The sequence below is a fragment of the Streptococcus mitis genome (assembly GCF_008763935.1).
In the GTDB taxonomy this organism is placed as follows: domain Bacteria; phylum Bacillota; class Bacilli; order Lactobacillales; family Streptococcaceae; genus Streptococcus; species Streptococcus mitis_DB.
Map to the genome: position 1 here is coordinate 112718 of NZ_VTQF01000003.1, position 24378 is coordinate 137095.

Sequence of the window (24378 nt, forward strand, 5' to 3'; positions counted from 1 at the left end):
TAAGGCTTTTTCCCTATAATGTCAAGTAAGGTTTTGGGCTTTCAAGATAAAAATGGGAAAGTCTTGAAAATTATGATAAAATAGTGGAAGGAAATCTATACATTGGAGAAAAACTGTGTCTGAAAAGCAAAAAATCAGCGTATTGATGTCGGTCTATATCAAGGAAAATCCGACATTTTTAAAGGATGCTATTGAGAGTGTTCAAAATCAGACTCTGAAACCGAGCGAATTGGTTCTGGTTGAGGATGGGCCTTTGACACCTGAGCTCTATCAGGTATTAAACCAAGTGGAAGCCCAGTCTGAAATTCCAGTGAAACGCTATCCTCTTGAGCAGAATCAAGGTTTGGGTCTGGCTCTTCGACAGGGTGTTTTGCAGTGTCAGTATGATATTATTGCCCGTATGGATACGGATGATATAGCAGTTCCAGACCGTTTTGAGAAACAGGTTCAGCTAATGGAGAAGGACAAGCTCGACCTATTAGGTGGACATATTGCAGAATTTATTGACAATCCTGATGAGATTGTTTCTTACCGTCGTGTTCCAACCCAGCATGCAGATATTGTAGCTTATCAAAGGATGAGAAGTGCCTTTAACCACATGACTGTCATGTTCAAGAAGGACATGGTTCTCAAGGCAGGCAACTATGAGGATGGCCTTTATATGGAGGATGACCTCCTCTGGCTCAACATGATTGCTGCAGGAGCCAAGACTGGAAATCTGGATCAAATCTTGTGTAAGGTTCGTGTTGGAGCAGGAATGTTTGAGCGTCGTGGGGGACTGCGTTACCTCAAACTCTATCGTCAAGCTCGTCAGCGCATGCTGAAGAGAGGGCAAATTTCTTACCTGGAGTACGCCAAGAGTGTTGCCATTCAGATGATTGTTGCCCTTTGTCCTGGATTTGTCCGACAGTTTATTTTTATGAAACTGTTACGAAAAAGCAAGTAAAAGATTGTAGCAAATCGTAAACTAGAGAAAAAGTGTTATAATAACAATATAATGCTCTTCGAAAATCTCTTCAAACCGCGTCAACGTCGCCTTGCCGTACTCAGGTATAGCCTGCGGCTAGTTTCCTAGTTTGCTCTTTGATTTTCATTGAGTATAATCATCCAGCTCTTTTAAGGAGGAGTAAATTTCTATGAATAAAAAACTCACAGATTATGTGATTGATCTGGTGGAAATTTTAAATAAACAACAAAAACAGGTTTTCTGGGGAATATTTGATATTTTGAGTATGGTGGTTTCCATCATTGTATCTTATATTTTATTCTACGGATTGATTAATCCAGCACCTGTTGACTACATTATCTATACGAGTTTGGCCTTCCTGTTCTATCAATTGATGATTGGATTTTGGGGGCTGAACGCTAGTATTAGTCGTTACAGCAAGATTACGGATTTCATGAAAATCTTTTTTGGTGTGACTGCTAGCAGTATCTTGTCATATAGTATCTGCTATGCCTTCTTGCCACTTTTTTCAATCCGTTTCATCATTCTCTTTATCTTGTTGAGTACTTTCTTGATTTTATTGCCACGGATTACTTGGCAGTTAATCTACTCTAAACGCAAAAAGGGAAGTGGTGATGGAGAACACCGTCGAACCTTCTTGATTGGTGCCGGTGATGGTGGAGCTCTCTTTATGGATAGTTACCAACATCCAACTAGTGAATTAGAACTTGTCGGTATTTTGGACAAGGATTCTAAGAAAAAAGGCCAAAAACTTGGTGGAATCCCTGTTTTGGGTTCATATGATGATCTGCCTGAATTAGCCAAACGCCATCAAATCGAGCGTGTTATCGTTGCGATTCCGTCGCTTGACCCGTCAGAATATGAACGTATCTTGCAGATGTGTAATAAGCTGGGTGTCAAGTGTTACAAGATGCCTAAGGTTGAAACGGTTGTTCAAGGACTTCACCAAGCAGGTACTGGGTTCCAAAAAATTGATATTACGGACCTTTTGGGACGTCAGGAAATTCGTCTTGATGAATCGCGTCTGGGAGCAGAACTGACAGGTAAGACAATCTTAGTCACAGGTGCTGGTGGCTCAATCGGTTCTGAAATCTGTCGCCAAGTTAGTCGCTTCAATCCTGAACGCATCGTCTTGCTCGGTCATGGGGAAAATTCAATCTACCTTGTTTATCATGAATTGATTCGCAAGTTCCAAGGGATTGATTATGTACCAGTTATTGCCGATATTCAAGACTATGACCGTTTGTTGCAAGTCTTTGAGCAGTACAAGCCAGCTATTGTTTATCATGCGGCAGCCCACAAGCACGTTCCTATGATGGAGCGCAATCCAAAAGAAGCCTTCAAAAATAATATTCGTGGAACTTACAATGTTGCTAAGGCTGTTGATGAAGCCAAAGTACCTAAGATGGTTATGATTTCGACAGATAAGGCGGTTAATCCACCAAATGTTATGGGAGCAACCAAGCGCGTGGCTGAGTTGATTGTCACTGGCTTTAACCAACGTAGCCAATCAACCTACTGTGCAGTTCGTTTTGGGAATGTTCTTGGTAGTCGAGGTAGTGTGATTCCTGTCTTTGAACGTCAGATTGCTGAAGGCGGTCCTGTAACGGTGACAGACTTCCGCATGACCCGTTACTTTATGACTATTCCAGAAGCTAGCCGTTTGGTTATTCACGCTGGTGCTTATGCCAAGGATGGGGAAGTCTTTATCCTTGATATGGGCAAACCAGTCAAGATTTATGACTTGGCCAAGAAAATGGTCCTTCTAAGTGGACACACCGAAAGCGAAATTCCAATTGTTGAAGTTGGAATCCGCCCAGGCGAAAAACTTTACGAAGAACTCTTGGTATCAACAGAACTTGTTGATAATCAGGTTATGGATAAGATTTTCGTTGGTAAGGTTAATGTCATGCCTCTAGAAGCTATCGACCAAAAAATTGAAGAGTTCCGAACTCTCAGTGGAGATGAATTGAAGCAAGCCATTATCGCCTTTGCCAATCAAACCACCCACGTTGAATAAAAACAGAAAAACGCATATTATCAGTTCTGAAGAATCTTGGTAATATGCGTTTTGTTATGTAGAAACTTGCTCCATTTTCTTCTGAAATGGGGTTGTCGCCCAGTCTATGTTATTGAAAATAGGCCAAAACTTCTATGGGTTTGTGAGCGATATAATCAGGCTGATAGTTTAGCAAATCTGCTTGCTCCCCAAATCCCCAAGTGACGGCTAATTTCTGAATGCCTGTTTCTTGAGCACCCAGCATATCAAACTTGGTATCTCCGATGATGATAGCTTGTTCCGGTGCTAGTTGATGTGTCTGCAAGGCTTGGCGAATGACATCTGCCTTATGGGGTGCTTCAGGTCTGGAACCATAAATGCCATCAAAGAAATGATAGATTCCCAAGTTTTTTGTCATATCTTGGGCGGTAGGTGTATTCTTTGTAGTGGTGATGTAGAGAGGGTAATTCTTGGATAGTTCTTGAAGTAATTCTACAATCTGAGGGAAGAGCTGAGCTTCATGGATGCCTTTCTCCTTATAGTAAGACCGGTATATCTGCACAGCCTCAGAAATTTGTTCTTTGGGCAGGCAGGTCGCAAAACTACTTTCGAGGGGCGGTCCCATAAAACCACGAATAGTTTTGGCATCAGGGCTAGGCACCCCGAGCTCCTTAAAGGTATGGGTAAAGGCATTGTGAATCCCGATAGAACTGTCGACGAGGGTTCCATCCAGATCGAAAAAAATCGCTGTGATAGAGGTCATGGTTTCTCCTATTTGATAAGCTTATTCTCCGAAAATTTCTTTTTGGAGGCGACGACCAGTAGGGGTGGCAGCGAGTCCACCTTCAGCTGTTTCACGAAAGGCAGTTGGCATGCTTGCTCCTACTTGGTACATGGCATCGATAACCTCATCCACAGGGATTTTAGATTCGATACCTGCCAAAGCCATGTCTGCTGCGATGAAGGCAAAGCTAGCTCCCATGGCATTGCGTTTGACACAGGGAACTTCGACCAAGCCGGCAACAGGGTCACAGATGAGGCCCAGCATATTTTTAATGACAAAGGCAATGGCCTGGCTGGCCTGATAAGGTGTTCCGCCTGCAGCTAGAGTCAAGGCTGCAGCACTCATAGCAGATGCTGAACCAACCTCAGCTTGGCAACCGCCTTCAGCACCCGAGATAGAGGCGTTGTTTGCGATGACTAGTCCAAAGGCACCAGCAGCAAAGAGGAAATCCAGCTGTTGCTCGTGGCTGAGGTCTAATTTTTCAATAGCAGCAGTGAGAACGGAAGGGAGACAGCCGGCACTTCCTGCGGTCGGAGTGGCACAAACCAAGCCCATTTTAGCATTGTGTTCATTGACTGCAATGGCATTTCGGGCAGCAGAGAGAATCGTGTAATCTGACAGAGTTTTTCGATTTTTTATGTAGTGATCCAATTTGGCAGCATCTCCACCTGTCAGGCCACTACGAGATTTATTTTCATTGAGGCCAAGTTGGACAGAGGCTTTCATGACTTCCAGATTGCGTTCCATGAGAAGGAGGACTTCCTCACGTTCGCGACCGGTCAATTCAAACTCTGTTGTAATCATAAGTTCTGAGACATTTCCTTGAAAGTCCAGATCTGCTTGCTCGACCAATTCTTTGATAGAATAAAACATGCTTCCTCCTATTTAAAGAAATTGACATTGTGGAGATGAGGGATTTTTCGAATTTCTTCGATGGCCTCATCACAGTTGCGACTGTCAACTTCGATAATCATAATAGCTTTTTCACCAGCTTTTTCACGAGTAACATTCATCTGGGCGATATTGATACCATAGCGTGAAAGAGCCTCTGTTACGAGGGCAATCATACCTGGAATATCTTGATGAACAATGATGATAGTCGGTGTATTCATATTGAGAGAGACGGCAAAGCCATTGAGTTCGGTGACCTGAATATTCCCTCCTCCGATAGAAATACCAGTCACGCTGATGGTCTTGTGAGCATTTTTGACGGTAATTTTAGTGGTGTTTGGATGAGGAGCATTACTGTCTTTCTGAATGGTCCAGACAATCTTGATGCCGCGCTTGTTGGCAATCTCCAGACTATTTGGGATTTCAGGATTATCTGTATCCATGCCCAAAATACCTGCAACAAGGGCTAGGTCTGTTCCGTGACCACGATAGGTCTTGGCAAATGAGTTAAAAAGTTGGAATTCGACTTCTGTCGGAGTATCATCAAAAATGGAAGAGACAATCTTCCCAATACGAACAGCACCAGCTGTATGGCTACTAGATGGGCCAATCATAACTGGTCCGATGATATCAAAGACAGATTGAAAACGAAGTGATTTCATCAGTTTCCCCTTATAAAAATTCTTATCTCTATTATATCAAAGAATGAAGGTCTTGGCTTTAATTGTGGATGAAAACCTTTTTACACTACAAATAGCATAAAAAAGCATCTTTTGTAACAAAAAATAGCTTATTTAGGGAAATAAAAAATAATTTTGTAATATTTCTACATAAAAGTGTCAAGAAACAGTAATATTTAAAGGGTATGATAGAAGTATAGAAAGAAGGAGAATTTTCAAATATGAAATCAACAACTAAAAAGATTAAAACAACTCTTGCAGGAGTAGCTGCCTTGTTTGCAGTATTTGCTCCATCATTTGTATCTGCTCAAGAATCATCAACTTACACTGTTAAAGAAGGTGATACACTTTCAGAAATCGCTGAAACTCACAACACAACTGTTGAGAAATTGGCAGAAAACAACCACATTGACAACATCCATATGATTTATGTTGGTCAAGAGTTGGTTATCGACGGTCCAGTAGCACCAGCAGCAACACCAGCGCCAGCTACTTATGCAGCACCAGCTGCTCAAGATGAAACTGTTTCAGCTCCAGTAGCAGAAACTACAGAAGTAGTAGAAGAAGCAGCACCAGCTGCAAGCGCTCCTGTAGCAGAAGAAACTGTTGCTACAGCAGAAACTTCAGCACCAGCCGCAACTGTAAGCGGATCTGAAGCAGAAGCTAAAGAATGGATTGCACAAAAAGAATCAGGTGGTAGCTATACAGCTACAAACGGTCAATACATTGGACGTTACCAATTGACAGATTCATACTTGAACGGTGACTACTCAGCTGAAAACCAAGAACGTGTAGCAGATGCTTACGTTGCAGGACGTTACGGTTCATGGTCAGCCGCTAAAAACTTTTGGCTTAACAACGGCTGGTATTAAGAAATAGGGGAAAGAGCTTTGAATAGCTCTTTTTTCTTTCCTTTTTAGAATCCTGTTCACACTATGTAGACAATCTGATATAATCTTCTCAAAAAAGTAGTATAATGTTTTTATAGAATATAAATAGTGGTGGATAGCATGCATGCATTATTAGCAACAAGATTAAAAAATAAGCGAAAAGAGCTGGGTTGGTCGCAAAAAGAATTGGCAGAAGGAATTTGCCAACAAACTCAGATAAGTCGCATGGAACAAGGCAAATATATGCCAGGAGCAGATTTGTTATATAAATTATCTGAAAAAATGGGCTTAAATATGGACTATTTCTTTTCAGGAGAAATTTCGAAAGAGTTTCTAGGCTTGTCTGCTTTCAAGAGATTGTCTAAAACATTATTGGAAAATCAAGATTACGCCTCTTTGAAATATGCTTTTGAGGGAGAAAGAAAGCAGCAGACTTCTTTATCTTTTGATGAAAAGATTTATCTGGACTGGATAGATGCTATTCTAACCTATCAATGTGAACATCAATTAAAACTAGCTATTTCAAAAATAGAGGACATCCTCAGTAGGATTAGTATTGATAAAGTGGACTACTTATATATTTTGAATACCCTGCTGATTTTCTTAGGCTATGATGAGGATAAGGAGAAATTTGAGCAACTATATGATCAGGTTTCCGTAGCCCTTTCAAAAATCGATACCAGTGTGCGTGAACAAATTGAGTTGTATATCAAAATAAAATACAATTATTGTTACCACCTTTGGAAACAGGAGGAGATGGATAAGTCCAGAGCGCTATTATTGGAGATAATTGAATTTTGTAACAAATATCATAGTAGCTTTAGGTTAGCAGATTTATATTGTTTGTTGGGAAATGTAACAGAAAATCTTGATATCTCTGTTGCTAAGGACTATTATATGAAAGCTAAGGTGCTTTATCTAATTGAAAATAATGAAGTCATGGCACTCAAGGTAGAACAATATCTAATGGATAAGAAGTCAGAGAATGTATAAGGATAGCAAAAGCTATCTTTTTTATGTGTAAAATATAACTATAATTCTTCTTTTTGAAAACATTTAATATTTGCTTTAATTGCTTGACAGGTTATATATGTTGATTTATAATATAGGTGAAACGGGAGGTGTGCAAGCGTTGACAAATTCAGTGACCTTAACTTTGTATTTAGTCGAGAATTATGATGTAGCTAGAAAAGAAAGAATTCTAGTTTGACAATCTTACCAGTCTTATTTAAAGTTGTTATGGAACTATTTTCAAAATAAATAGGCCTCTGCTTTGGGCGGAGTAGTGAATCAGGAGGTTAAGTGATGAACTACAATGTAAAATATCTCTTATCAGGAATATTTATTATAGTCTTTATAGGTTTTCTAGTCTGGATGCGTTATTTTAATCAGAGGAAGGAAGAAGAGCATTCGGATGTGTCTTTTGAAGCGAGGTTAGATAGTGAGGTCAAGGCCTTATATAAACAACTAGGATTGGGTGAGGAGCCTCATTATTTCTTAGCGTATCGCTACCTACATCCTTGGTTCAACTTGGCGATTTTACCACCAACAGTTGAAATTTTCTTAACTAAAATAGCGCTGGTGATGGTAACTCCAGATGAACTACTAATAAGAAATCTTGGGAATGGGATGACTTTCACAAGTGAGCATCATCGTGATTTGCGGCAAGGACTTATCCGCATTCCAAAATCAGAGATGAAAGAATTTGAGATTCGCAACTGGAAAAGAGTTTTTATATTTGGCGATTTTTTGACAATTAAAACAAGCCAACATAGCTATTATTTGCAGGTTAGAGATGATGGACTTCAAAAGGGAAGTCTCTCTACCAAACATTTCTCAGACTTGAAACGACAAGATTTTCTAGGATTATTGACAGATAAAAGAACATTCTGATTGACAATTGCCCAAAAAACTAACCTCTAAATATTCAAAAGCCACGCAGTGTTTGCAGCCTTGAACACAATTAAGCTGAGAGAATCACTATGTGGTTTTATTGGAAAGTTAGTTTTTCCCAGTTTCGTCTCTTCACGGGAGGTATCTCTATGAAAAAAATCAGTCATCTTTGTATGCTCCTGCTCTTGCTGTGTACTACGTTTTTTGTCCTGAATGTAAATGTTACACGAGAAATAGTGCGGATTCAGGAGATGGGTAAGACAGCTTATTCATTTGACTTGTACTTGAAAGATGTCACTAAACCGACAGAAACTATTCTCCAGTTTTTTGAAGAGGTTACAAGTCAAGACAAGGTCTCTATTATCAAAGTAGATAATGGCGATGAGGTGGTCAAGGCTGGTGTTTTTGATAAGGAAACCTTCCCCTATCAGGAGTTCGGTCTGACTTCTCTTGATTTTTCAAAGAATGAGAAGGGAGTCTACAGCAACCAGAACCTTCCCAATAATCTAGGAACCATTCCCACCTTTTTAAAGGTGAAACTCATTCGACTCCAGACCTTCCAATCCTATATTGAGGATAAATCTCATACTGTAAATGGGCGCTATATGATTACCTCCAGCAAAGAGATAGATCGTGATACCATTCTACAAAAGTGGAGTGATTTTTTCCAGATAGATAAGACGATTTTATTAGAACCCACTTACCGAAGTCAGGTTGGAGTGCTAAATCAAGCTTTGTTACTATCTATCATTATCTTTATCTTAGCAATCTTGCTTGTGATTTTAATGACAGTTTATCAGCCGATGATGGAGATGAAACGAGTGGGGGTTCAAAAGTTACTTGGTTTTCAAAGCAGGGCGATTTTAGCTGGTTTTGTAAAGACTAATTTTTATCTTCTCTTGGGTGGAAGTCTTATCATTGACTTGGGACTATTTTTAGTGCTGGACTACAGACCAAAACTTTTGTTTCCAAGTTTACTCTTATCCCAATTTCTGCTTTTACAGTTGTATTTGTTCATCAGTTGGCTGACCTACCTGATGATTCAGAAAATGACAGTCAGTTCCATGTTGAAAGGTTTTTCATCTGTCAAACTTGGTCTCATCTTCAATTATGTGATGAAAATAGGGACAACTATTTTACTGACGGCCTTACTGATTGGGGTGGGAAGAAGTCTAGAACAAGAAAACAAAGAACTTGCTTATCAGCAACAGTGGGTAAGCCAAGGGAATTACTTGACCTTGGAAAATTTCCGCCTCAGTGATAACCTGTGGCAAGAAGAGCTAGCAGGGTCAGGGAAATCTACAGATTATTTCTACCAATTTTATCAAGATTTGCTAGCAAAAACACAAGTAAACTATGTGCGAGGTGCGAGTCTTCCTATCAAACCAGTCATCAAAGCAGAACAAGTGCAGCAGTACCAACTGCCTGATGAGGTAGATGTTTACTATGCTAATAGCAATTTTCTAAAGAGCAAGGGATTCAAGTTACCAGATACCGGCACTAAAAAAGTTATTTTGATGCCAGCCAGTGATAAAGGACAAGAAGGCAAGAATCAGTTCTTGGGAAAATCCATCGCCTATCTTTCTATGAGGTATGAAGATCAACAAAAGAAAACAATAGAAGATATGGATGTGGAAATTGCCTACTATGAAGGAGATTGGTCTTTCTTCCCTTATAATAATGAGCGAAAGGAAAATCTCCACAATCCAATCATTAGTCTGGTGAATGATCAAGACATGATGTGGGAAGAAAAGACTCGCTTGTCAACGACAGGTTTAAACAACCCGATGAAAGTTGAAAATACAGAACAAAATCAAAAAGTGATTACAGAGTTAGTCGATAACTTATCTGATGGTAGCTATTTAAAATTTTCATCGATTCAAGCAATTCAAGAGGAGCTAGTCGATACCTATCGGGATTCTGTTCGTAATTTTAACGTTCTTTTTGCCTTATTTGCTCTTCTCAGTATGATTGTCTCCTACTTTTTACTCGTTACCACTTTCTTGTTGAAGCGCAGGGATATCATTACCAAGAAGTTTATGGGGTGGAAACTAGTCGATCGCTACCGTCCTCTCTTAGTTCTGCTCTTGCTGGGCTATAGTCTCCCCCTTCTAGTCTTGATTTTCTTTGCCCATGCGTTCTTGCCACTTCTGCTGTTTGCAGGCTTTACATGTCTGGATATACTATTTGTGCTAGTTTTGGCTTCTAGGATGGAGAAAAGAAGTCTAGTAGAGTTATTGAAAGGGGGCATCTTATGATTGAGTTGGAAAATATTACCAAAACCATTGGGAGAAAAGTGATTTTGGATAACTTGTCTCTCAGGATTGATCAGGGGGATTTGGTAGCTATTGTTGGCAAGAGTGGTAGTGGTAAGTCGACCTTGTTAAATTTATTAGGTTTGATAGATGGTGATTATAGCGGACGGTATGAGATTTTTGGTCAGACAAATCTAGCAGTCAATTCTGCTAAGTCACAAACAATAATCCGTGAACATATCTCTTATCTTTTTCAAAATTTTGCCCTGATTGATGATGAAACGGTCGAGTACAATCTCATGCTGGCGCTGAAATATGTAAAATTGTCTAAGAAAGACAAGCTCAAAAAGGTGGAAGAGATTTTAGAGAGAGTAGGTTTGTCAGCTACGTTGCATCAAAAGGTTTCCGAGTTGTCTGGTGGGGAGCAACAACGAATTGCAGTTGCTAGAGCCATCTTAAAACCCAGCCAGCTGATTTTAGCCGATGAACCAACAGGTTCGCTGGATCCTGAAAATAGAGATTTGGTCTTGAAGTTTCTCTTGGAGATGAATCGAGAGGGGAAAACAGTCATTATTGTGACCCACGATGCTTATGTAGCCCAACAATGTCATCGTATCATTGAATTGGGCGAGGGAAAATGAGTTCGTTTGGTTTCATTTGACTGACTGAATACTCATATTTTCCAGAGATAAATAGCATAAATACGCCTAGGAATGACATTTTTATGTGGTATTTCTAGGTTTTTTTGTTTTAAACTGAAAAAATTTTCAATTTAGGCTTGACAAACGATGAGCATAAGTGTATTATTTATACAACCAAAAGGAATAAACATAAAGGAGACTTTGTTATGAATAAGATGAAGAAGGTGTTGATGACGATGTTTGGTTTAGTGATGCTCCCCCTACTATTTGCTTGTAGTAACAATCAATCGGCTGGAATTGAAGCCATCAAGTCCAAAGGAAAATTGGTTGTAGCCCTCAATCCAGATTTTGCTCCATTTGAATACCAAAAAGTGGTTGATGGGAAAAATCAGATTGTGGGTTCAGATATCGAATTAGCCAAGGTTATCGCAACAGAACTAGGTGTCGAATTGGAACTATCTCCCATGAGCTTTGACAATGTATTGGCTAGTGTTCAATCAGGAAAAGCCGACCTTGCCATATCAGGTGTTTCTAAGACAGACGAACGGAGCAAGGTGTTCGACTTTTCCATTCCTTACTATACTTCAAAAAATAAGCTCATTGTCAAAAAATCAGACTTGGCTACTTATCAGTCTGTAAACGACTTGGCGCAGAAAAAGGTTGGAGTGCAGAAAGGTTCGATTCAAGAGACGATGGCGAAAGATTTGCTACAAAATTCTTCCCTCGTATCTCTGCCTAAAAATGGGAATTTAATTACAGATTTAAAATCAGGACAAGTGGATGCCGTTATCTTTGAAGAACCAGTTGCTAAGGGATTTGTGGAAAATAATCCTGATTTAACAATCGCAGAACTCAATTTTGAAAAAGAGCAAGATGATTCCTATGCGGTCGCTATGAAAAAAGATAGCAAGGAATTGAAAGAAGCAGTCGATAAAACCATTCAAAAGTTGAAGGATTCTGGGGAATTAGACAAACTCATTGAGGATGCCTTTAAAGCGTCCATTGAAAAATAGAAAGAAGGAAAAGAACATGAGTAAAGAAAAAGTAATTTTGGCCTATTCTGGCGGTTTAGACACATCAGTTGCTATTACCTGGCTAAAGAAAGACTATGATGTTGTTGCAGTTTGTATGGATGTGGGTGAAGGGAAAGACTTAGATTTCATCCATGATAAAGCTCTCAAGGTTGGAGCAGTCGAATCTTATGTCATTGATGTTAAGGACGAATTTGCTACAGATTATGTGCTAGTAGCTCTCCAGTCACATGCCTACTATGAACAAAAGTACCCCTTGGTATCTGCCTTGAGCCGCCCTCTTATTTCTAAAAAATTGGTTGAAATCGCGCATCAGACAGGAGCGACTACAATTGCTCATGGTTGTACAGGCAAGGGGAATGACCAAGTACGTTTTGAAGTATCCATTGCAGCCTTGGATCCCAATTTAAAAGTGATTGCGCCAGTTCGTGAATGGAAATGGTCTCGGGAGGAAGAAATTCATTATGCTAAGGAAAATGGGGTGCCTGTTCCTGCTGACCTTGACAATCCTTACTCTGTCGATCAAAATCTTTGGGGACGTGCCAATGAGTGTGGTATTTTAGAAAATCCATGGAATCAGGCTCCAGAAGAAGCCTTTGGTATCACATCTTCTCCAGAGGAAGCTCCAGACACGCCAGAATACATTGAGATTGAGTTTGGTGAAGGTGTTCCAGTTTCCCTCAATGGAGAAGGGCTAAAATTGGCAGATTTGATTCAAAAACTCAACGAAATAGCTGGAAAACATGGGGTCGGACGGATTGACCACGTGGAAAATCGCTTGGTGGGGATTAAATCAAGAGAAATCTATGAGTGCCCAGGGGCAGTGACCCTGCTGACAGCTCATAAGGAAATTGAGGATTTGACGCTTGTGAGAGAAGTGGCTCATTTTAAACCAATCATAGAAAATGAATTATCGAATCTCATTTATAATGCTTTGTGGTTTAGTCCAGCTACACAAGCCTTGATTGCTTATATTAAAGAGACTCAAAAAGTTGTCAATGGGACTGCAAAAGTCAAACTGTATAAGGGGAGCGCTCAGGTCGTGGCTCGGAAATCACCAAATTCACTTTACGATGAAAATTTGGCGACGTATACTAGTGCAGATACCTTTGACCAAGATGCGGCTGTTGGCTTTATTAAGTTATGGGGACTTCCAACCAAGGTTCATTCTGAGGTTCAAAAAAGCGCCAAATAGGGCGATTGACTAGAGAGGTGGATGTGATATGGCTAAGAATACAAAATTGTGGGGTGGTCGCTTTGAAGGGACTGTCGAAGACTGGGTAGAGCGCTTTGGTGCGAGTATATCTTTTGACCAGAAATTAGCTAAATTTGATGTGATTGGTTCCTTAGCCCACGTTCAGATGTTGGGTCAGACGGGCATTTTGAGTTTGGAGGAGTCAGAAAAGATCCAAGCAGGCTTGAAAGAGCTTTTAGAAGAGCTAGAGGCAGGTCAACTTGACTTTGATATCACAAACGAAGATATTCATATGAATATGGAAGTGTTGCTGACAGAAAAAATTGGTCCCCTTGCAGGGAAACTACATACAGCTCGTTCTCGAAATGACCAAGTTGCGACAGATATGCACTTGTATCTCAAGGAGCAACTAGGCTATGTCCTAGATAAACTGGCTCATCTCAAGGGTGTTTTATTAGACTTGGCGGAAAATCATGTGGAGACGATCATGCCGGGCTATACACATCTGCAACATGCTCAGCCTATTAGTTTTGCCCATCACCTGATGGCTTACTACAATATGTTTCAAAGAGACAGTGAACGTTTTGAATTTAACCAGAAGCATACAGACCTATGCCCTCTAGGTGCGACAGCTTTGGCAGGAACGACTTTCCCCATTGATCGCCAATTGTCTAGCGATTTGCTGGAGTTTAAGCAACCCTATACAAATTCTTTGGATGCTGTTAGTGACCGCGATTTTATCTTAGAATTTCTATCCAATGCCAGCATACTCATGATGCATATGAGCCGTTTTTGCGAAGAAATGATCAATTGGTGTAGTTTTGAGTATCAATTCATTACCTTGTCAGATACGTTTACAACAGGTTCCTCTATTATGCCTCAAAAGAAAAATCCAGATATGGCTGAGTTGATTCGAGGAAAGACTGGCAGAGTTTATGGGAATCTGTTTGGGCTATTGACAGTCATGAAGTCCTTGCCTTTAGCTTATAATAAGGATTTGCAAGAGGATAAGGAAGGAATGTTTGATACGGTCGAAACGATTTTAAATTCCCTCGATGTGTTGGCAGGTATGTTATCTAGCTTGCAGGTAAACAAGGAAAAAATGCAAGAGTCTACAGAGAAGGATTTTTCAAATGCAACTGAGTTGGCAGATTATTTGGCAGGGAAAGGCTTGCCATTTAGAGAAGCTCATGAGGTTGTGGGAAGATTAGTGCTAGACTCTATCAAGTCTGCTAAAAATATTCAAGATTGGACTTTGGAGGAATTGCAAACCTATCATTCCCTCATTGCCGAGGATATCTATGTCTACTTGCAACCTAAAACTGCTGTTCAAAGACGAAATTCCTTGGGAGGTACAGGATTTGGCCAAGTGAAATACCAGATAGCAGTTGCTAAGAAAGCGAATGAAGGTAGAAAGTGCTAGATTGATAGGTTCAGAATAAGAGGTTGGTAGATTATCAGCCTCTTTCTTGTCTTCTCCAACCAAGCATGTTATAATGAATACTGCTCAAGCGACCTTCAATCGTGAAGCACACACGACCTTCAATCGTGAATAAACGAATAGATGGGAGACTTACCATGAGTGATAACTCTAAAACACGTGTTGTTGTGGGGATGAGTGGTGGTGTTGATTCGTCGGTGACGGCTCTCTTGATTAAAGAGCAGGGCTACGATGTGATCGGTATCTTTATGAAGAACTGGGATGACACAGATGAAAACGGCGTCTGTACGGCGACCGAAGATTACAAGGATGTGGCTGCGGTGGCAGACCAGATTGGCATTCCTTACTACTCTGTCAATTTTGAAAAAGAGTACTGGGACCGCGTTTTTGAGTATTTCCTAGCGGAATACCGTGCAGGGCGCACGCCAAATCCAGATGTTATGTGCAACAAGGAAATCAAGTTCAAGGCTTTTTTGGACTATGCCATGACCTTGGGGGCAGATTATGTAGCGACTGGGCATTATGCCCGAGTGGCGCGTGATGAGGATGGTACAGTTCACATGCTTCGTGGCGTGGACAATGGCAAGGACCAGACCTATTTCCTCAGTCAACTTTCTCAAGAACAGCTCCAAAAAACCATGTTTCCTTTAGGACATTTGGAAAAGCCTGAAGTACGAAAACTAGCAGAAGAAGCAGGTCTTGCGACTGCTAAGAAGAAAGACTCAACAGGGATTTGCTTTATCGGAGAAAAGAATTTTAAAAACTTTCTCAGCAACTACCTACCAGCTCAGCCTGGTCGCATGATGACTGTGGATGGCCGCGATATGGGCGAGCATGCAGGCCTTATGTACTATACGATTGGTCAGCGTGGTGGTCTCGGTATCGGTGGGCAACACGGCGGTGACAATGCTCCTTGGTTCGTTGTCGGAAAAGATCTAAGCAAGAATATCCTCTATGTCGGCCAAGGTTTCTACCATGACTCGCTCATGTCAACAAGCCTTGAGGCTAGCCAAGTCCACTTTACTCGTGACATGCCAGAAGAGTTTACGCTGGAATGTACGGCTAAATTCCGCTACCGTCAGCCTGATTCTAAGGTGACAGTACATGTCAAAGGAGATAAGGCAGAGGTTATCTTTGCAGAACCGCAACGTGCGATTACACCAGGACAGGCAGTTGTCTTTTACGATGGCGAAGAGTGTCTAGGTGGTGGTTTGATTGACAATGCTTACCGCGATGGACAAGTTTGTCAGTACATTTAGATTGACAAATTTTCTCAATTTGCTACAATAATAAAAGCAATAGAAATGATGGTCAAAGCTCATGGATGTTGCAGGCTTTTTTGTCCTGCACTTCTTTGGAGTTTTGACTGTTTTTGTGTCGTTTAGAGGAAAGGACAAAAATGACTCAACAAGACTTTCGTACAAAAGTGGGAGCTACGGTTTTTGGCGTTCGGGCGACAGCCTTGATTCTCCAAAATCGCAAGCTCCTAGTCACAAAAGATAAGGGCAAGTATTATACTATTGGCGGTGCGATTCAAGTCAATGAAAGCACGGAAGACGCGGTAGTCCGTGAAGTGAGGGAAGAATTAGGTGTCCGAGCTCAAGCTGGGCAACTAGCTTTCGTAGTTGAAAATCGTTTTGAAGAAGATGGTGTCTATTGGCACAGCATCGAGTTTCATTATCTGGTGGATTTGCTTGAGGATGCCCCATTGACCATGCAGGAAGATGAGAAAAGGCAGCCCTGTGAATGGATTGACATAGACAAGCTTGAGGGTATCAATCTAGTTCCAGCCTTTTTAAAAACAGCCCTGCCAGATTGGGACGGCCAACTAAGACACATCCATCTTGAGGAATAGGAGAGAAAAGGATGGTTAAGCTTATTGCCCATGTACTTGTTCATAGTGGTGATGATTATTTGCTCATTCAGCGTTCGGAAATTAAAAGAGGACAACCCAACGTTTATCCAACTTACTGGGATATTCCTGGTGGCGGGGTTGAAAAGGGTGAACTTCCGCGAGACGGAGCTCTTAGAGAATGTGTTGAAGAAGCGGGAGTTAGGCTAGATAGCAGTTCGCTCAAACTTCTTCACGAAGATAGTCAACTTGATGCCTCTAAGGATACTGTCTTTACTCGCTTAGTTTATAAAGCAGAGTGGGTTGGGGAGAAGCCAATTATCAGATTAGATCCTGAAGAGCATACGCACTTTAAATGGGTTACTATGGCTCAAGCTCTAGAGGAGGAGAAGTTAGTTCCTTATTTGAGAGAAATTTTTGAAAGGTTAAGAAATGACATATAATTTTACTGAAGAATACGATATTATTGTAATTGGTGCGGGACACGCTGGGGTAGAAGCATCCCTAGCAGCCAGCCGTATGGGTTGTAAGGTCTTGCTTGCGACTATCAACATTGAAATGCTGGCTTTCATGCCTTGTAATCCCTCTATCGGAGGTTCTGCCAAGGGGATTGTCGTACGTGAGGTCGATGCCCTCGGTGGTGAAATGGCCAAAACCATTGATAAGACTTACATCCAGATGAAGATGCTCAACACAGGGAAGGGGCCAGCTGTCCGTGCCCTTCGTGCGCAGGCTGACAAGGAACTTTACTCTAAGGAAATGCGCAAGACAGTTGAAAACCAAGAAAATCTGACCCTTCGTCAGACCATGATTGATGAGATTTTGGTCGAAGATGGCAAGGTTGTCGGTGTCCGTACAGCTACCCATCAAGAGTATGCTGCTAAGGCTGTTATCGTGACGACAGGGACGGCTCTACGTGGGGAAATTATCATTGGAGACCTTAAGTATTCATCAGGTCCTAACCACAGCTTGGCTTCTATTAACCTTGCTGATAACCTTAAGGAATTAGGACTCGAAATTGGTCGTTTCAAGACAGGAACGCCTCCACGTGTCAAGGCTTCTTCTATCAATTATGATGTGACCGAAATTCAGCCAGGAGACGAAGCGCCTAATCATTTCTCATACACTTCACGAGATGAGGATTATGTCAAAGACCAAGTGCCATGCTGGTTGACCTATACCAATGGTACCAGTCATGAAATTATCCAAAATAACCTCCACCGTGCGCCTATGTTTACAGGTGTAGTCAAGGGAGTGGGACCTCGTTACTGCCCATCGATTGAGGACAAGATTGTGCGCTTTGCGGACAAGGAACGCCACCAACTATTCCTTGAGCCAGAGGGACGCAATACTGAGGAAGTCTATGTTCAAGGACTTTCAACCAGTCTGCCTGAGGATGTCCAGCGTGACTTGGTTCATTCCATCAAAGGTTTGGAAAATGCAGAGATGATGCGAACAGGTTATGCCATTGAGTATGATATGGTCTTGCCTCATCAGTTGCGTGCGACACTGGAAACCAAGAAAATCTCAGGACTTTTCACTGCTGGTCAGACAAATGGGACGTCAGGTTATGAAGAGGCAGCAGGCCAAGGGATTATCGCGGGTATCAATGCGGCTTTGAAAGTCCAAGGCAAGCCTGAGTTGATTTTGAAGCGCAGTGACGGTTATATCGGGGTCATGATTGATGACTTGGTGACCAAGGGAACCATTGAACCCTACCGTCTCTTGACCAGTCGTGCTGAATACCGTCTCATTCTCCGTCATGACAATGCTGATATGCGTTTGACTGAGATGGGACGTGAGATTGGCCTTGTGGATGATGAACGTTGGGCTCGCTTTGCAATCAAGAAAAATCAATTTGACAATGAGATGAAGCGCCTAGACAGCATCAAACTCAAGCCAGTCAAGGAAACCAATGCCAAGGTTGAGGAGATGGGCTTCAAGCCATTGACAGATGCCGTGACAGCTAAGGAATTCCTTCGCCGTCCAGAAGTTTCTTATCAAGATGTGGTGGCTTTCATCGGACCAGCTGCCGAGGACTTGGATGACAAGATTATCGAATTGATTGAAACAGAAATCAAGTACGAAGGCTATATTTCCAAAGCCATGGACCAGGTTGCCAAGATGAAACGCATGGAAGAAAAACGCATTCCAGCCAATATCGATTGGGATGACATTGACTCTATCGCAACAGAAGCCCGTCAGAAGTTCAAACTCATCAATCCAGAAACCATCGGCCAAGCCAGCCGTATTTCGGGAGTAAACCCAGCAGATATTTCTATTTTGATGGTGTATTTGGAAGGTAAAAATCGTAGTATTTCTAAAACTCTTCAAAAATCAAAATGATACGTCGTCGGCTTCGGCTCACCTAACTCAAGTTATGCTTTCGCCTAGCCTTCTAGTCTGATTTCGATTTTTATTGAGTTTTAATCTCAAAAGAAAGCATAGAAAAAACAGCTCCGAAGACGGGGCTGTTTTGTTTACTTATTCTTCATCTGGTGTAAGGATCATCGGGATGATGATTGGTTCACGTTCTGTATTTTCATAAAGGAAGGGGCGAATAGCGTTGACAATGGCACCATTGACAGATTGAACGCTAGCATCCTTATTTTTCAGTGCGATACGAATGGCATTGAAGAGGATGCGTTGGCTTTGGCGAATCAAGTCGCCAGACTCTCTCATGTAGACAAAGCCTCGACTGAGGATGTCTGGACCAGATAGAATCATCTGCGATTTGAAGTCAACAGTTGCGACTGCCAGAACGACACCGTCTTCAGATAGATCACGACGATCTTTGAGGACAGCTGCGCCGATTTCACCGATACGATTTCCATCGACATAGATGTCTTGGGCGTTGAAATGACCTGCAATACGAGCTGAGTTAGCAGTAAGGGCAAGCACATCACCATTGCTCATGATAAAGATATTGTCCTTCTCAACACCAGTATCCACCGCAAGTCCAGCATGGACTTTTTGCATGCGGTATTCACCGTGAACAGGCATGAAGTATTTTGGCTTAATCAAGCGGAGCATAAGTTTTTGCTCTTGTTGGCCACCGTGTCCAGATGTATGGATATTGTTAACCTTACCGTGGATAACTTCGACACCAGCTTCTGAAATGATGTTAATCAGCTTGTTGACGCTAGTAGTGTTTCCAGGGATTGGGCTAGAAGAGAAGATAACCGTATCACCGGGTTGGAGTTGTACCTGACGGTGGGTTCCGTTGGCGATACGAGAGAGGGCTGCCATTGGCTCGCCCTGACTACCTGTACAGAGGATGAGAACCTCGCCTGCAGGGTAGTCTTTTATTTCATTTGGCTCGATAAAGGTTCCCTTAGGAGCTTTGATGTAGCCAAGGTCGATTCCGTTGACAATGGCCTTTTCCATAGAACGACCAAAGACCGCAATCTTGCGTCCAGTCTTAACAGCGGCTTCTGTTGCTTGTTGGAGACGGAAGATATTTGAGGCAAAGGATGCAAAGATGATACGTCCCTCTATGCCTTGGATAATCTTCATGATGGACTGGCCAACGACTTTTTCAGAGTTGGTAAAGGTTGGAATTTCTGCATTTGTCGAGTCAGACAGGAGACAGAGTACACCGTCTTCACCAAGAGCTGCCATACGGTGCAAATCTGCTGGTTCACCAACTGGTGTTAAGTCAAACTTGAAGTCACCCGTACAGACAATTTTCCCTTGAGGAGTATGAATGACAATCCCCAAAGGTTCTGGAATAGAGTGAGTCGTTCTAAAGAAAGTTGCCTTGAGATTTTTAAAGGTCAACTCAGTATTGTGGTTGATTTCGTAAAGTTTGGCGTTGCGCAAGAGGCCGTGTTCTTCGAGTTTTCCACGGATCAAAGCCAAGGCAAGCGGTCCAGCATAGATAGGGACATTTGCTTGCTTGAGTAGGAAAGGAATCCCACCGATGTGGTCCTCGTGTCCGTGGGTAATCAAAACAGCCTTGACGCGGTCGATATTGTCGACTATGTAAGAGTAGTCAGGGATAACATAGTCGATACCAAGCAAGTCATCTTCTGGGAATTTAATCCCAGCATCGACGATGATAATCTCGTCTTGGTATTCAATTCCGTATGTGTTTTTCCCGATTTCTCCCAGACCACCGATGGCAAAAACGCCGACTTCTTCAGGTTTAAGAGTGTAGGCCATATTAGAACTCCGTAATTTCGAAGGCGCCAGTTTCTTTTTCGTAATCTAGCAATTTGTCAGACAAGAGTTCGATATACTCGATATTGTACTCTGGGCGATTTTCTTCGACAAGTTGGCGAGCAGCGATACGGCCCTCAAGTTCTGAGTTAGCATCGATGTCTAGGTATAGTGCGCGTGTTGTTTCACGACGTGGGCTACGTTCTTTTGTTTCTTGATAAAAAACTTTGTAAATCATATAGTTCCTTTCTATTTTACAGGTCAGCTTATTCCAAACTTTTAGCATAGATTTGCTTGATTTCATTCCATTTTGTGTCTAGATTGACCTTGATTCGTTACAATTATTTCAATTATACCACAAAATGAAAAATTAGTAAAAGACGGAAACGAGAAAGTCACAGGACGATTTCTTTGGTAATCGTTTGCAAAAATAAAGAAAATATGTTATTTTGAAAATGGAAGTGGAATTTATCGTTTGTCTTAATTCACTATAGATTTTAAGTAAAGGAGGTTGCCCTATGTATAACTTATTTGCTTTTGCTATCGGAGCTCGCTTGGTAGCTTTTATTGTTTTTGTTGCTTGCGTTTATGCGGGGAATCTTCTATTTGCCAAACTGGAACGACGACAAACCAAGTTCTTGTGGAAAATTACCTTTGTGACTCTCTACTCGCTTTTTCTCCTCCTCGTAACCTATGTCGTTTGGTTTGTATTTTACTTTGGATTAAATGCTTAGATGCCCTGCTCATGCTGGGGCATTTTTGTTTGGGGATAAAGAAAATTCCACCCCATCTATCAAGATGAGGTGGTCTTTGCATTTTTCTAAAATGACATGACAATGGAATTTTCAGAGCTTATTAGTTTTATATTAATGATTCTTCTGCTCAAAAATAGAGTTGAAGACTAAAAACAAAACAATACAAACAGATAAATCGATTGGTAAAGGGATAGTAGTAATGTTTAAATCATTGAGAATGCTGAGCAAACTATAAGAGATAAAGATAATAAAATTTATCCTTCTAAAAATGTGTTTTTTATCTAGCATGACTTACCAAACTTTTTACGAAGGTCTTTTCCAATGGTATAACCTGCCATAAATAAAGCGATACCAACACCTACACCAAAACCACCCTTTATTTCTTGCAATTCCTTATTAGAAATTTCACAATAGTTGTTCAAATCTTTCATCATATTAATCTCCTCCTAAAAAATAACCAGCTGCCAAACCAGAACCTATAAGTGCTGTTCCACCTGCAATAGCTTTCCAAGATACTGCCACTCCAAAGATAACCAAGGGAGCGAGACCGCCATCAATATCTGATAATTCATTTTCAGATAAGGATAAAAATTGATTGTCAAGAACGTCAAAATTTGTCATTGAACTTTCCTCCTTTTTTCTTGTTCACTTTTATATTCGGAAAAGAAAAGGAAAAGTGAACATTTTTTTGAAATTTATTTGCGAATTATTTTTTGTTTAAGTCTAGGTATTCCTGTTTGGGGATAAAGAAAATTCCCATGTGCCAGCTTTTGTAGTATAATAGTAAGCAGACAAAAAGATAGGAATGTGTTATGAAAGTATTAGCTTTTGATACGTCCAGTAAGGCTCTTTCTCTCGCTATTTTAGAGGACAAGCAGATTCTTGCCGAGACGACGATTAATATCAAGAAAAATCACAGTATTACCCTTATGCCTGCCATCGATTTTTTGATGGCAAGTTTGGATTGGACACCCAAAGACTTGGATCGAATCGTGGTGGCGGAAGGGCCAGGTAGCTACACAGGTTTGCGAATTGCGGTAGCGACTGCCAAAACCTTAGCTCACACTCTGAACATTGAGTTAGTTGGTATGTCTAGCCTCTTGGCTCTGGTACCATACCAACAAGAAGGCTTGTTCGTCCCTTTGATGGATGCACGTCGCAACAATGTTTATGCAGGATTTTATGAAAATGCTAAACCTGTCATGCCAGAAGCACACCTGCCCTTTGAGCGAGTGATTGAGCTAATCAAGGGTGCTAGTCAAGTAACCTTTGTCGGAGAAGTTGGCCCCTTTGTTGAGCAGATTCAAGAACACTTGCCAAGGACTAATTACAAAGAAACCTTGCCTAATGCAGCCAATCTTGCTCTTTTGGCTTGGGACAAGGAAGCAGACTCCTTGCATGACTTTGTGCCGAATTACCTCAAACATGTTGAGGCTGAGGAAAACTGGCTCAAGAACCACACCGAGTCTGGTGAGTCCTACATTAAACGACTATGATAGACATCAAACGAATCCAAAGACAGCCTGACTTGGCTCAAGCCATCTACGCTGTTATGATAGCTGTTTATCCAGTCAGCCCTTGGACGCTGGAGCAAATCCAAGCAGACCTGGCTCAAGACCAGACTTGGTATGCTCTGGCTTATGATGGGGCAGAAGTGATTGGATTTCTAGCTGTGCAGGAAAATATCTTTGAGGCAGAAGTCCTGCAAATCGCTGTCAAACAAACCTATCAGGGTCAGGGAATTGCGTCAGCCTTGTTTGCTCAATTGCCGGCAGACAAGGAGATTTTCCTCGAAGTCAGAAAGTCAAATCAACGAGCGCAAGCATTTTACAAGAAAGAAAAGATGGCGGTCATCGCTGAGCGAAAGGCCTACTACCATGACCCAGTCGAGGATGCCATCATCATGAAGAGAGAAATAGATGAAGGATAGATATATTTTAGCATTTGAGACATCCTGTGACGAGACCAGTGTCGCCGTTTTGAAAAATGATGATGAGCTCTTGTCCAATGTCATTGCTAGTCAAATTGAGAGTCACAAACGTTTTGGGGGCGTAGTGCCAGAAGTAGCTAGTCGTCACCATGTCGAGGTTATTACAGCCTGCATCGAGGAGGCACTAGCAGAAGCAGGAATTACCGAAAACGATGTGACAGCTGTTGCGGTTACCTATGGACCGGGCTTGGTTGGAGCCTTACTAGTTGGTTTGTCAGCTGCAAAGGCCTTTGCTTGGGCTCATGGGCTTCCGCTGATTCCCGTTAACCACATGGCTGGCCACCTCATGGCAGCTCAGAGCGTCGAGCCTTTGGAGTTCCCCTTGTTAGCGCTTTTAGTAAGTGGTGGACATACAGAGTTGGTCTATGTTTCTGAGGCTGGTGATTACAAGATTGTTGGGGAAACCCGTGATGATGCGGTTGGTGAGGCATATGATAAGGTCGGTCGCGTCATGGGCTTGACCTATCCAGCAGGTCGTGAGATTGACGAGCTGGCTCATCAGGGGCAGGATATTTATGATTTCCCACGTGCCATGATTAAGGAAGATAATCTGGAGTTTTCATTCTCAGGTTTGAAATCTGCCTTTATTAATCTTCACCACAATGCCGAGCAAAAGGGAGAGAGCTTGTCAACAGAGGACTTGTGTGCTTCCTTCCAAGCAGCTGTACTGGATATTCTCATGGCAAAAACTAAGAAGGCTTTGGAGAAATACCCTGTTAAAACTCTTGTCGTGGCAGGTGGTGTGGCAGCCAATAAAGGTCTCAGAGAACGCCTAGCAACTGAAATTACAGATGTCAATGTCATCATTCCACCTCTGCGCCTCTGCGGAGACAATGCAGGAATGATTGCCTATGCCAGCGTCAGTGAGTGGAACAAAGAAAACTTTGCAAACTTGGACCTCAATGCCAAACCAAGTCTCGCTTTTGATACGATAGAATAAAGAGTCAGCTTGA

At 41.7% G+C, this 24378-nt stretch carries 25 protein-coding genes; 18 read left to right on the forward strand and 7 right to left on the reverse strand.

Annotated features, from left to right (window positions below; all coding sequences use genetic code 11):
• Window positions 1-115: 115 nt before the first annotated feature.
• Both F9B91_RS05510 and F9B91_RS05520 read left to right on the forward strand, forming a co-directional pair.
• Complete coding sequence (locus F9B91_RS05510; protein WP_150922701.1) at window positions 116-946, forward strand: glycosyltransferase; 831 nt, start codon at window positions 116-118, stop codon at window positions 944-946.
• A 190-nt stretch (window positions 947-1136) separates the two neighbouring features.
• Window positions 1137-2987, forward strand: coding sequence for a polysaccharide biosynthesis protein (locus F9B91_RS05520; protein ID WP_001035713.1), 1851 nt, complete (start codon window positions 1137-1139; stop codon window positions 2985-2987).
• Between the two features lie 109 nt (window positions 2988-3096).
• Here the strand turns inward: F9B91_RS05520 and F9B91_RS05525 are convergent, their stop codons facing one another.
• Genes F9B91_RS05525 through sdaAB form a run of 3 tightly spaced genes read right to left on the reverse strand, consistent with a single transcriptional unit; the run spans window position 3097 to window position 5303 of the window.
• Window positions 3097-3729, reverse strand: coding sequence for an HAD family hydrolase (locus F9B91_RS05525; RefSeq protein ID WP_004254948.1), 633 nt, complete (start codon window positions 3727-3729; stop codon window positions 3097-3099).
• 21 nt (window positions 3730-3750) lie between these two features.
• On the reverse strand, window positions 3751-4623 hold the full coding sequence (sdaAA, locus tag F9B91_RS05530) for an L-serine ammonia-lyase, iron-sulfur-dependent, subunit alpha (RefSeq protein WP_049543173.1): 873 nt from the start codon (window positions 4621-4623) through the stop codon (window positions 3751-3753).
• An 8-nt stretch (window positions 4624-4631) separates the two neighbouring features.
• Window positions 4632-5303, reverse strand: coding sequence for an L-serine ammonia-lyase, iron-sulfur-dependent subunit beta (sdaAB, locus tag F9B91_RS05535; RefSeq protein WP_049543171.1), 672 nt, complete (start codon window positions 5301-5303; stop codon window positions 4632-4634).
• 239 nt (window positions 5304-5542) lie between these two features.
• Here sdaAB and F9B91_RS05540 point away from each other — a divergent pair, with 239 nt between their 5' ends.
• The 12 genes from F9B91_RS05540 (at window position 5543) to mnmG (ending at window position 18865) form a co-directional block, all read left to right on the forward strand.
• Window positions 5543-6193, forward strand: coding sequence for a LysM peptidoglycan-binding domain-containing protein (locus tag F9B91_RS05540; protein ID WP_049543169.1), 651 nt, complete (start codon window positions 5543-5545; stop codon window positions 6191-6193).
• Between the two features lie 138 nt (window positions 6194-6331).
• The gene (locus F9B91_RS05545; RefSeq protein WP_049546864.1) at window positions 6332-7204 is read left to right on the forward strand and encodes a helix-turn-helix domain-containing protein; all 873 of its coding nucleotides are present in this window, start codon (window positions 6332-6334) and stop codon (window positions 7202-7204) included.
• A gap of 312 nt (window positions 7205-7516) precedes the next feature.
• Window positions 7517-8104 (forward strand): hypothetical protein, encoded by a 588-nt coding sequence (locus F9B91_RS05550; RefSeq protein WP_049543167.1) that lies wholly within the window; start codon window positions 7517-7519, stop codon window positions 8102-8104.
• Between the two features lie 149 nt (window positions 8105-8253).
• The gene (locus F9B91_RS05555; RefSeq protein ID WP_150922702.1) at window positions 8254-10362 is read left to right on the forward strand and encodes a bacteriocin-associated integral membrane family protein; all 2109 of its coding nucleotides are present in this window, start codon (window positions 8254-8256) and stop codon (window positions 10360-10362) included.
• On the forward strand, window positions 10359-11000 hold the full coding sequence (locus tag F9B91_RS05560; RefSeq protein WP_125454333.1) for an ABC transporter ATP-binding protein: 642 nt from the start codon (window positions 10359-10361) through the stop codon (window positions 10998-11000). The genes F9B91_RS05555 and F9B91_RS05560 overlap by 4 nt, the downstream gene beginning before the upstream one ends.
• 206 nt (window positions 11001-11206) lie before the next feature.
• A complete protein-coding gene (locus F9B91_RS05565) occupies window positions 11207-12013 on the forward strand; it encodes an ABC transporter substrate-binding protein (protein ID WP_049515550.1) in 807 nt (268 codons plus the stop codon).
• A 16-nt stretch (window positions 12014-12029) separates the two neighbouring features.
• Window positions 12030-13226, forward strand: a complete 1197-nt coding sequence (locus F9B91_RS05570) for an argininosuccinate synthase (RefSeq protein WP_049515549.1) — start codon at window positions 12030-12032, stop codon at window positions 13224-13226.
• Between the two features lie 28 nt (window positions 13227-13254).
• Complete coding sequence (argH, locus tag F9B91_RS05575; RefSeq protein ID WP_150922703.1) at window positions 13255-14649, forward strand: argininosuccinate lyase; 1395 nt, start codon at window positions 13255-13257, stop codon at window positions 14647-14649.
• Between the two features lie 155 nt (window positions 14650-14804).
• On the forward strand, window positions 14805-15926 hold the full coding sequence (mnmA, locus tag F9B91_RS05580) for a tRNA 2-thiouridine(34) synthase MnmA (RefSeq protein WP_150922704.1): 1122 nt from the start codon (window positions 14805-14807) through the stop codon (window positions 15924-15926).
• Between the two features lie 140 nt (window positions 15927-16066).
• Window positions 16067-16522 carry an NUDIX hydrolase gene (locus F9B91_RS05585; protein WP_191962419.1) on the forward strand — a complete coding sequence of 152 codons (456 nt, stop codon included), beginning with the start codon at window positions 16067-16069 and terminating at the stop codon, window positions 16520-16522.
• Window positions 16523-16533: 11 nt separating this feature from the next.
• On the forward strand, window positions 16534-16962 hold the full coding sequence (locus F9B91_RS05590; RefSeq protein WP_150922706.1) for an NUDIX hydrolase: 429 nt from the start codon (window positions 16534-16536) through the stop codon (window positions 16960-16962).
• A complete protein-coding gene (gene mnmG, locus F9B91_RS05595) occupies window positions 16952-18865 on the forward strand; it encodes a tRNA uridine-5-carboxymethylaminomethyl(34) synthesis enzyme MnmG (RefSeq protein ID WP_125454338.1) in 1914 nt (637 codons plus the stop codon). The genes F9B91_RS05590 and mnmG overlap by 11 nt, the downstream gene beginning before the upstream one ends.
• A gap of 138 nt (window positions 18866-19003) precedes the next feature.
• On the opposite strand, the gene rnjA is transcribed toward mnmG, so the two are convergent.
• Both rnjA and F9B91_RS05605 read right to left on the reverse strand, forming a co-directional pair.
• The gene (gene rnjA, locus F9B91_RS05600; RefSeq protein ID WP_049500725.1) at window positions 19004-20683 is read right to left on the reverse strand and encodes a ribonuclease J1; all 1680 of its coding nucleotides are present in this window, start codon (window positions 20681-20683) and stop codon (window positions 19004-19006) included.
• A 1-nt stretch (window position 20684) separates the two neighbouring features.
• Entirely contained in the window at window positions 20685-20918 is a 234-nt protein-coding gene (locus F9B91_RS05605; protein ID WP_000639571.1) for a DNA-dependent RNA polymerase subunit epsilon, read from the reverse strand.
• A gap of 280 nt (window positions 20919-21198) precedes the next feature.
• Between F9B91_RS05605 and F9B91_RS05610 the strand changes: the two genes are divergently transcribed.
• Window positions 21199-21414 (forward strand): hypothetical protein, encoded by a 216-nt coding sequence (locus F9B91_RS05610; protein ID WP_000282478.1) that lies wholly within the window; start codon window positions 21199-21201, stop codon window positions 21412-21414.
• A 302-nt stretch (window positions 21415-21716) separates the two neighbouring features.
• Here the strand turns inward: F9B91_RS05610 and cibB are convergent, their stop codons facing one another.
• Both cibB and cibA read right to left on the reverse strand, forming a co-directional pair.
• A complete protein-coding gene (cibB, locus tag F9B91_RS05625; RefSeq protein WP_000974044.1) occupies window positions 21717-21869 on the reverse strand; it encodes a fratricide two-peptide bacteriocin subunit CibB in 153 nt (50 codons plus the stop codon).
• Between the two features lies 1 nt (window position 21870).
• On the reverse strand, window positions 21871-22056 hold the full coding sequence (cibA, locus tag F9B91_RS05630; protein WP_000180841.1) for a fratricide two-peptide bacteriocin subunit CibA: 186 nt from the start codon (window positions 22054-22056) through the stop codon (window positions 21871-21873).
• Window positions 22057-22247: 191 nt separating this feature from the next.
• On the opposite strand from cibA, the gene tsaB reads away from it, so the two are divergent.
• Genes tsaB through tsaD form a run of 3 tightly spaced genes read left to right on the forward strand, consistent with a single transcriptional unit; the run spans window position 22248 to window position 24365 of the window.
• The gene (gene tsaB / locus F9B91_RS05635) at window positions 22248-22931 is read left to right on the forward strand and encodes a tRNA (adenosine(37)-N6)-threonylcarbamoyltransferase complex dimerization subunit type 1 TsaB (protein ID WP_150922707.1); all 684 of its coding nucleotides are present in this window, start codon (window positions 22248-22250) and stop codon (window positions 22929-22931) included.
• Window positions 22928-23365: a ribosomal protein S18-alanine N-acetyltransferase gene (gene rimI / locus F9B91_RS05640; RefSeq protein ID WP_150922708.1), complete on the forward strand. Its 438-nt coding sequence runs from the start codon at window positions 22928-22930 to the stop codon at window positions 23363-23365. Before tsaB ends, rimI begins: the two co-directional genes overlap by 4 nt.
• The gene (gene tsaD / locus F9B91_RS05645; protein ID WP_150922709.1) at window positions 23355-24365 is read left to right on the forward strand and encodes a tRNA (adenosine(37)-N6)-threonylcarbamoyltransferase complex transferase subunit TsaD; all 1011 of its coding nucleotides are present in this window, start codon (window positions 23355-23357) and stop codon (window positions 24363-24365) included. Before rimI ends, tsaD begins: the two co-directional genes overlap by 11 nt.
• Window positions 24366-24378 lie beyond the last annotated feature (13 nt).

What these genes read in the sequence shown, in the direction of transcription:
- tsaB (WP_150922707.1), top strand. Translation starts at nt 22,248, where the DNA reads ATGAAAGTATTAGCTTTTGATACGTCCAGTAAGGCTCTTTCTCTCGCT.
- F9B91_RS05570 (WP_049515549.1), top strand. Translation starts at nt 12,030, where the DNA reads ATGAGTAAAGAAAAAGTAATTTTGGCCTATTCTGGCGGTTTAGACACA.
- F9B91_RS05555 (WP_150922702.1), top strand. Translation starts at nt 8,254, where the DNA reads ATGAAAAAAATCAGTCATCTTTGTATGCTCCTGCTCTTGCTGTGTACT.
- F9B91_RS05560 (WP_125454333.1), top strand. Translation starts at nt 10,359, where the DNA reads ATGATTGAGTTGGAAAATATTACCAAAACCATTGGGAGAAAAGTGATT.
- sdaAB (WP_049543171.1), bottom strand. Translation starts at nt 5,303, where the DNA reads ATGAAATCACTTCGTTTTCAATCTGTCTTTGATATCATCGGACCAGTT.
- F9B91_RS05585 (WP_191962419.1), top strand. Translation starts at nt 16,067, where the DNA reads ATGACTCAACAAGACTTTCGTACAAAAGTGGGAGCTACGGTTTTTGGC.
- F9B91_RS05605 (WP_000639571.1), bottom strand. Translation starts at nt 20,918, where the DNA reads ATGATTTACAAAGTTTTTTATCAAGAAACAAAAGAACGTAGCCCACGT.
- F9B91_RS05610 (WP_000282478.1), top strand. Translation starts at nt 21,199, where the DNA reads ATGTATAACTTATTTGCTTTTGCTATCGGAGCTCGCTTGGTAGCTTTT.
- F9B91_RS05550 (WP_049543167.1), top strand. Translation starts at nt 7,517, where the DNA reads ATGAACTACAATGTAAAATATCTCTTATCAGGAATATTTATTATAGTC.
- sdaAA (WP_049543173.1), bottom strand. Translation starts at nt 4,623, where the DNA reads ATGTTTTATTCTATCAAAGAATTGGTCGAGCAAGCAGATCTGGACTTT.
- argH (WP_150922703.1), top strand. Translation starts at nt 13,255, where the DNA reads ATGGCTAAGAATACAAAATTGTGGGGTGGTCGCTTTGAAGGGACTGTC.
- rnjA (WP_049500725.1), bottom strand. Translation starts at nt 20,683, where the DNA reads ATGGCCTACACTCTTAAACCTGAAGAAGTCGGCGTTTTTGCCATCGGT.
- cibA (WP_000180841.1), bottom strand. Translation starts at nt 22,056, where the DNA reads ATGACAAATTTTGACGTTCTTGACAATCAATTTTTATCCTTATCTGAA.
- tsaD (WP_150922709.1), top strand. Translation starts at nt 23,355, where the DNA reads ATGAAGGATAGATATATTTTAGCATTTGAGACATCCTGTGACGAGACC.
- rimI (WP_150922708.1), top strand. Translation starts at nt 22,928, where the DNA reads ATGATAGACATCAAACGAATCCAAAGACAGCCTGACTTGGCTCAAGCC.
- mnmG (WP_125454338.1), top strand. Translation starts at nt 16,952, where the DNA reads ATGACATATAATTTTACTGAAGAATACGATATTATTGTAATTGGTGCG.
- F9B91_RS05545 (WP_049546864.1), top strand. Translation starts at nt 6,332, where the DNA reads ATGCATGCATTATTAGCAACAAGATTAAAAAATAAGCGAAAAGAGCTG.
- mnmA (WP_150922704.1), top strand. Translation starts at nt 14,805, where the DNA reads ATGAGTGATAACTCTAAAACACGTGTTGTTGTGGGGATGAGTGGTGGT.
- F9B91_RS05565 (WP_049515550.1), top strand. Translation starts at nt 11,207, where the DNA reads ATGAATAAGATGAAGAAGGTGTTGATGACGATGTTTGGTTTAGTGATG.
- F9B91_RS05540 (WP_049543169.1), top strand. Translation starts at nt 5,543, where the DNA reads ATGAAATCAACAACTAAAAAGATTAAAACAACTCTTGCAGGAGTAGCT.
- cibB (WP_000974044.1), bottom strand. Translation starts at nt 21,869, where the DNA reads ATGATGAAAGATTTGAACAACTATTGTGAAATTTCTAATAAGGAATTG.
- F9B91_RS05525 (WP_004254948.1), bottom strand. Translation starts at nt 3,729, where the DNA reads ATGACCTCTATCACAGCGATTTTTTTCGATCTGGATGGAACCCTCGTC.
- F9B91_RS05520 (WP_001035713.1), top strand. Translation starts at nt 1,137, where the DNA reads ATGAATAAAAAACTCACAGATTATGTGATTGATCTGGTGGAAATTTTA.
- F9B91_RS05590 (WP_150922706.1), top strand. Translation starts at nt 16,534, where the DNA reads ATGGTTAAGCTTATTGCCCATGTACTTGTTCATAGTGGTGATGATTAT.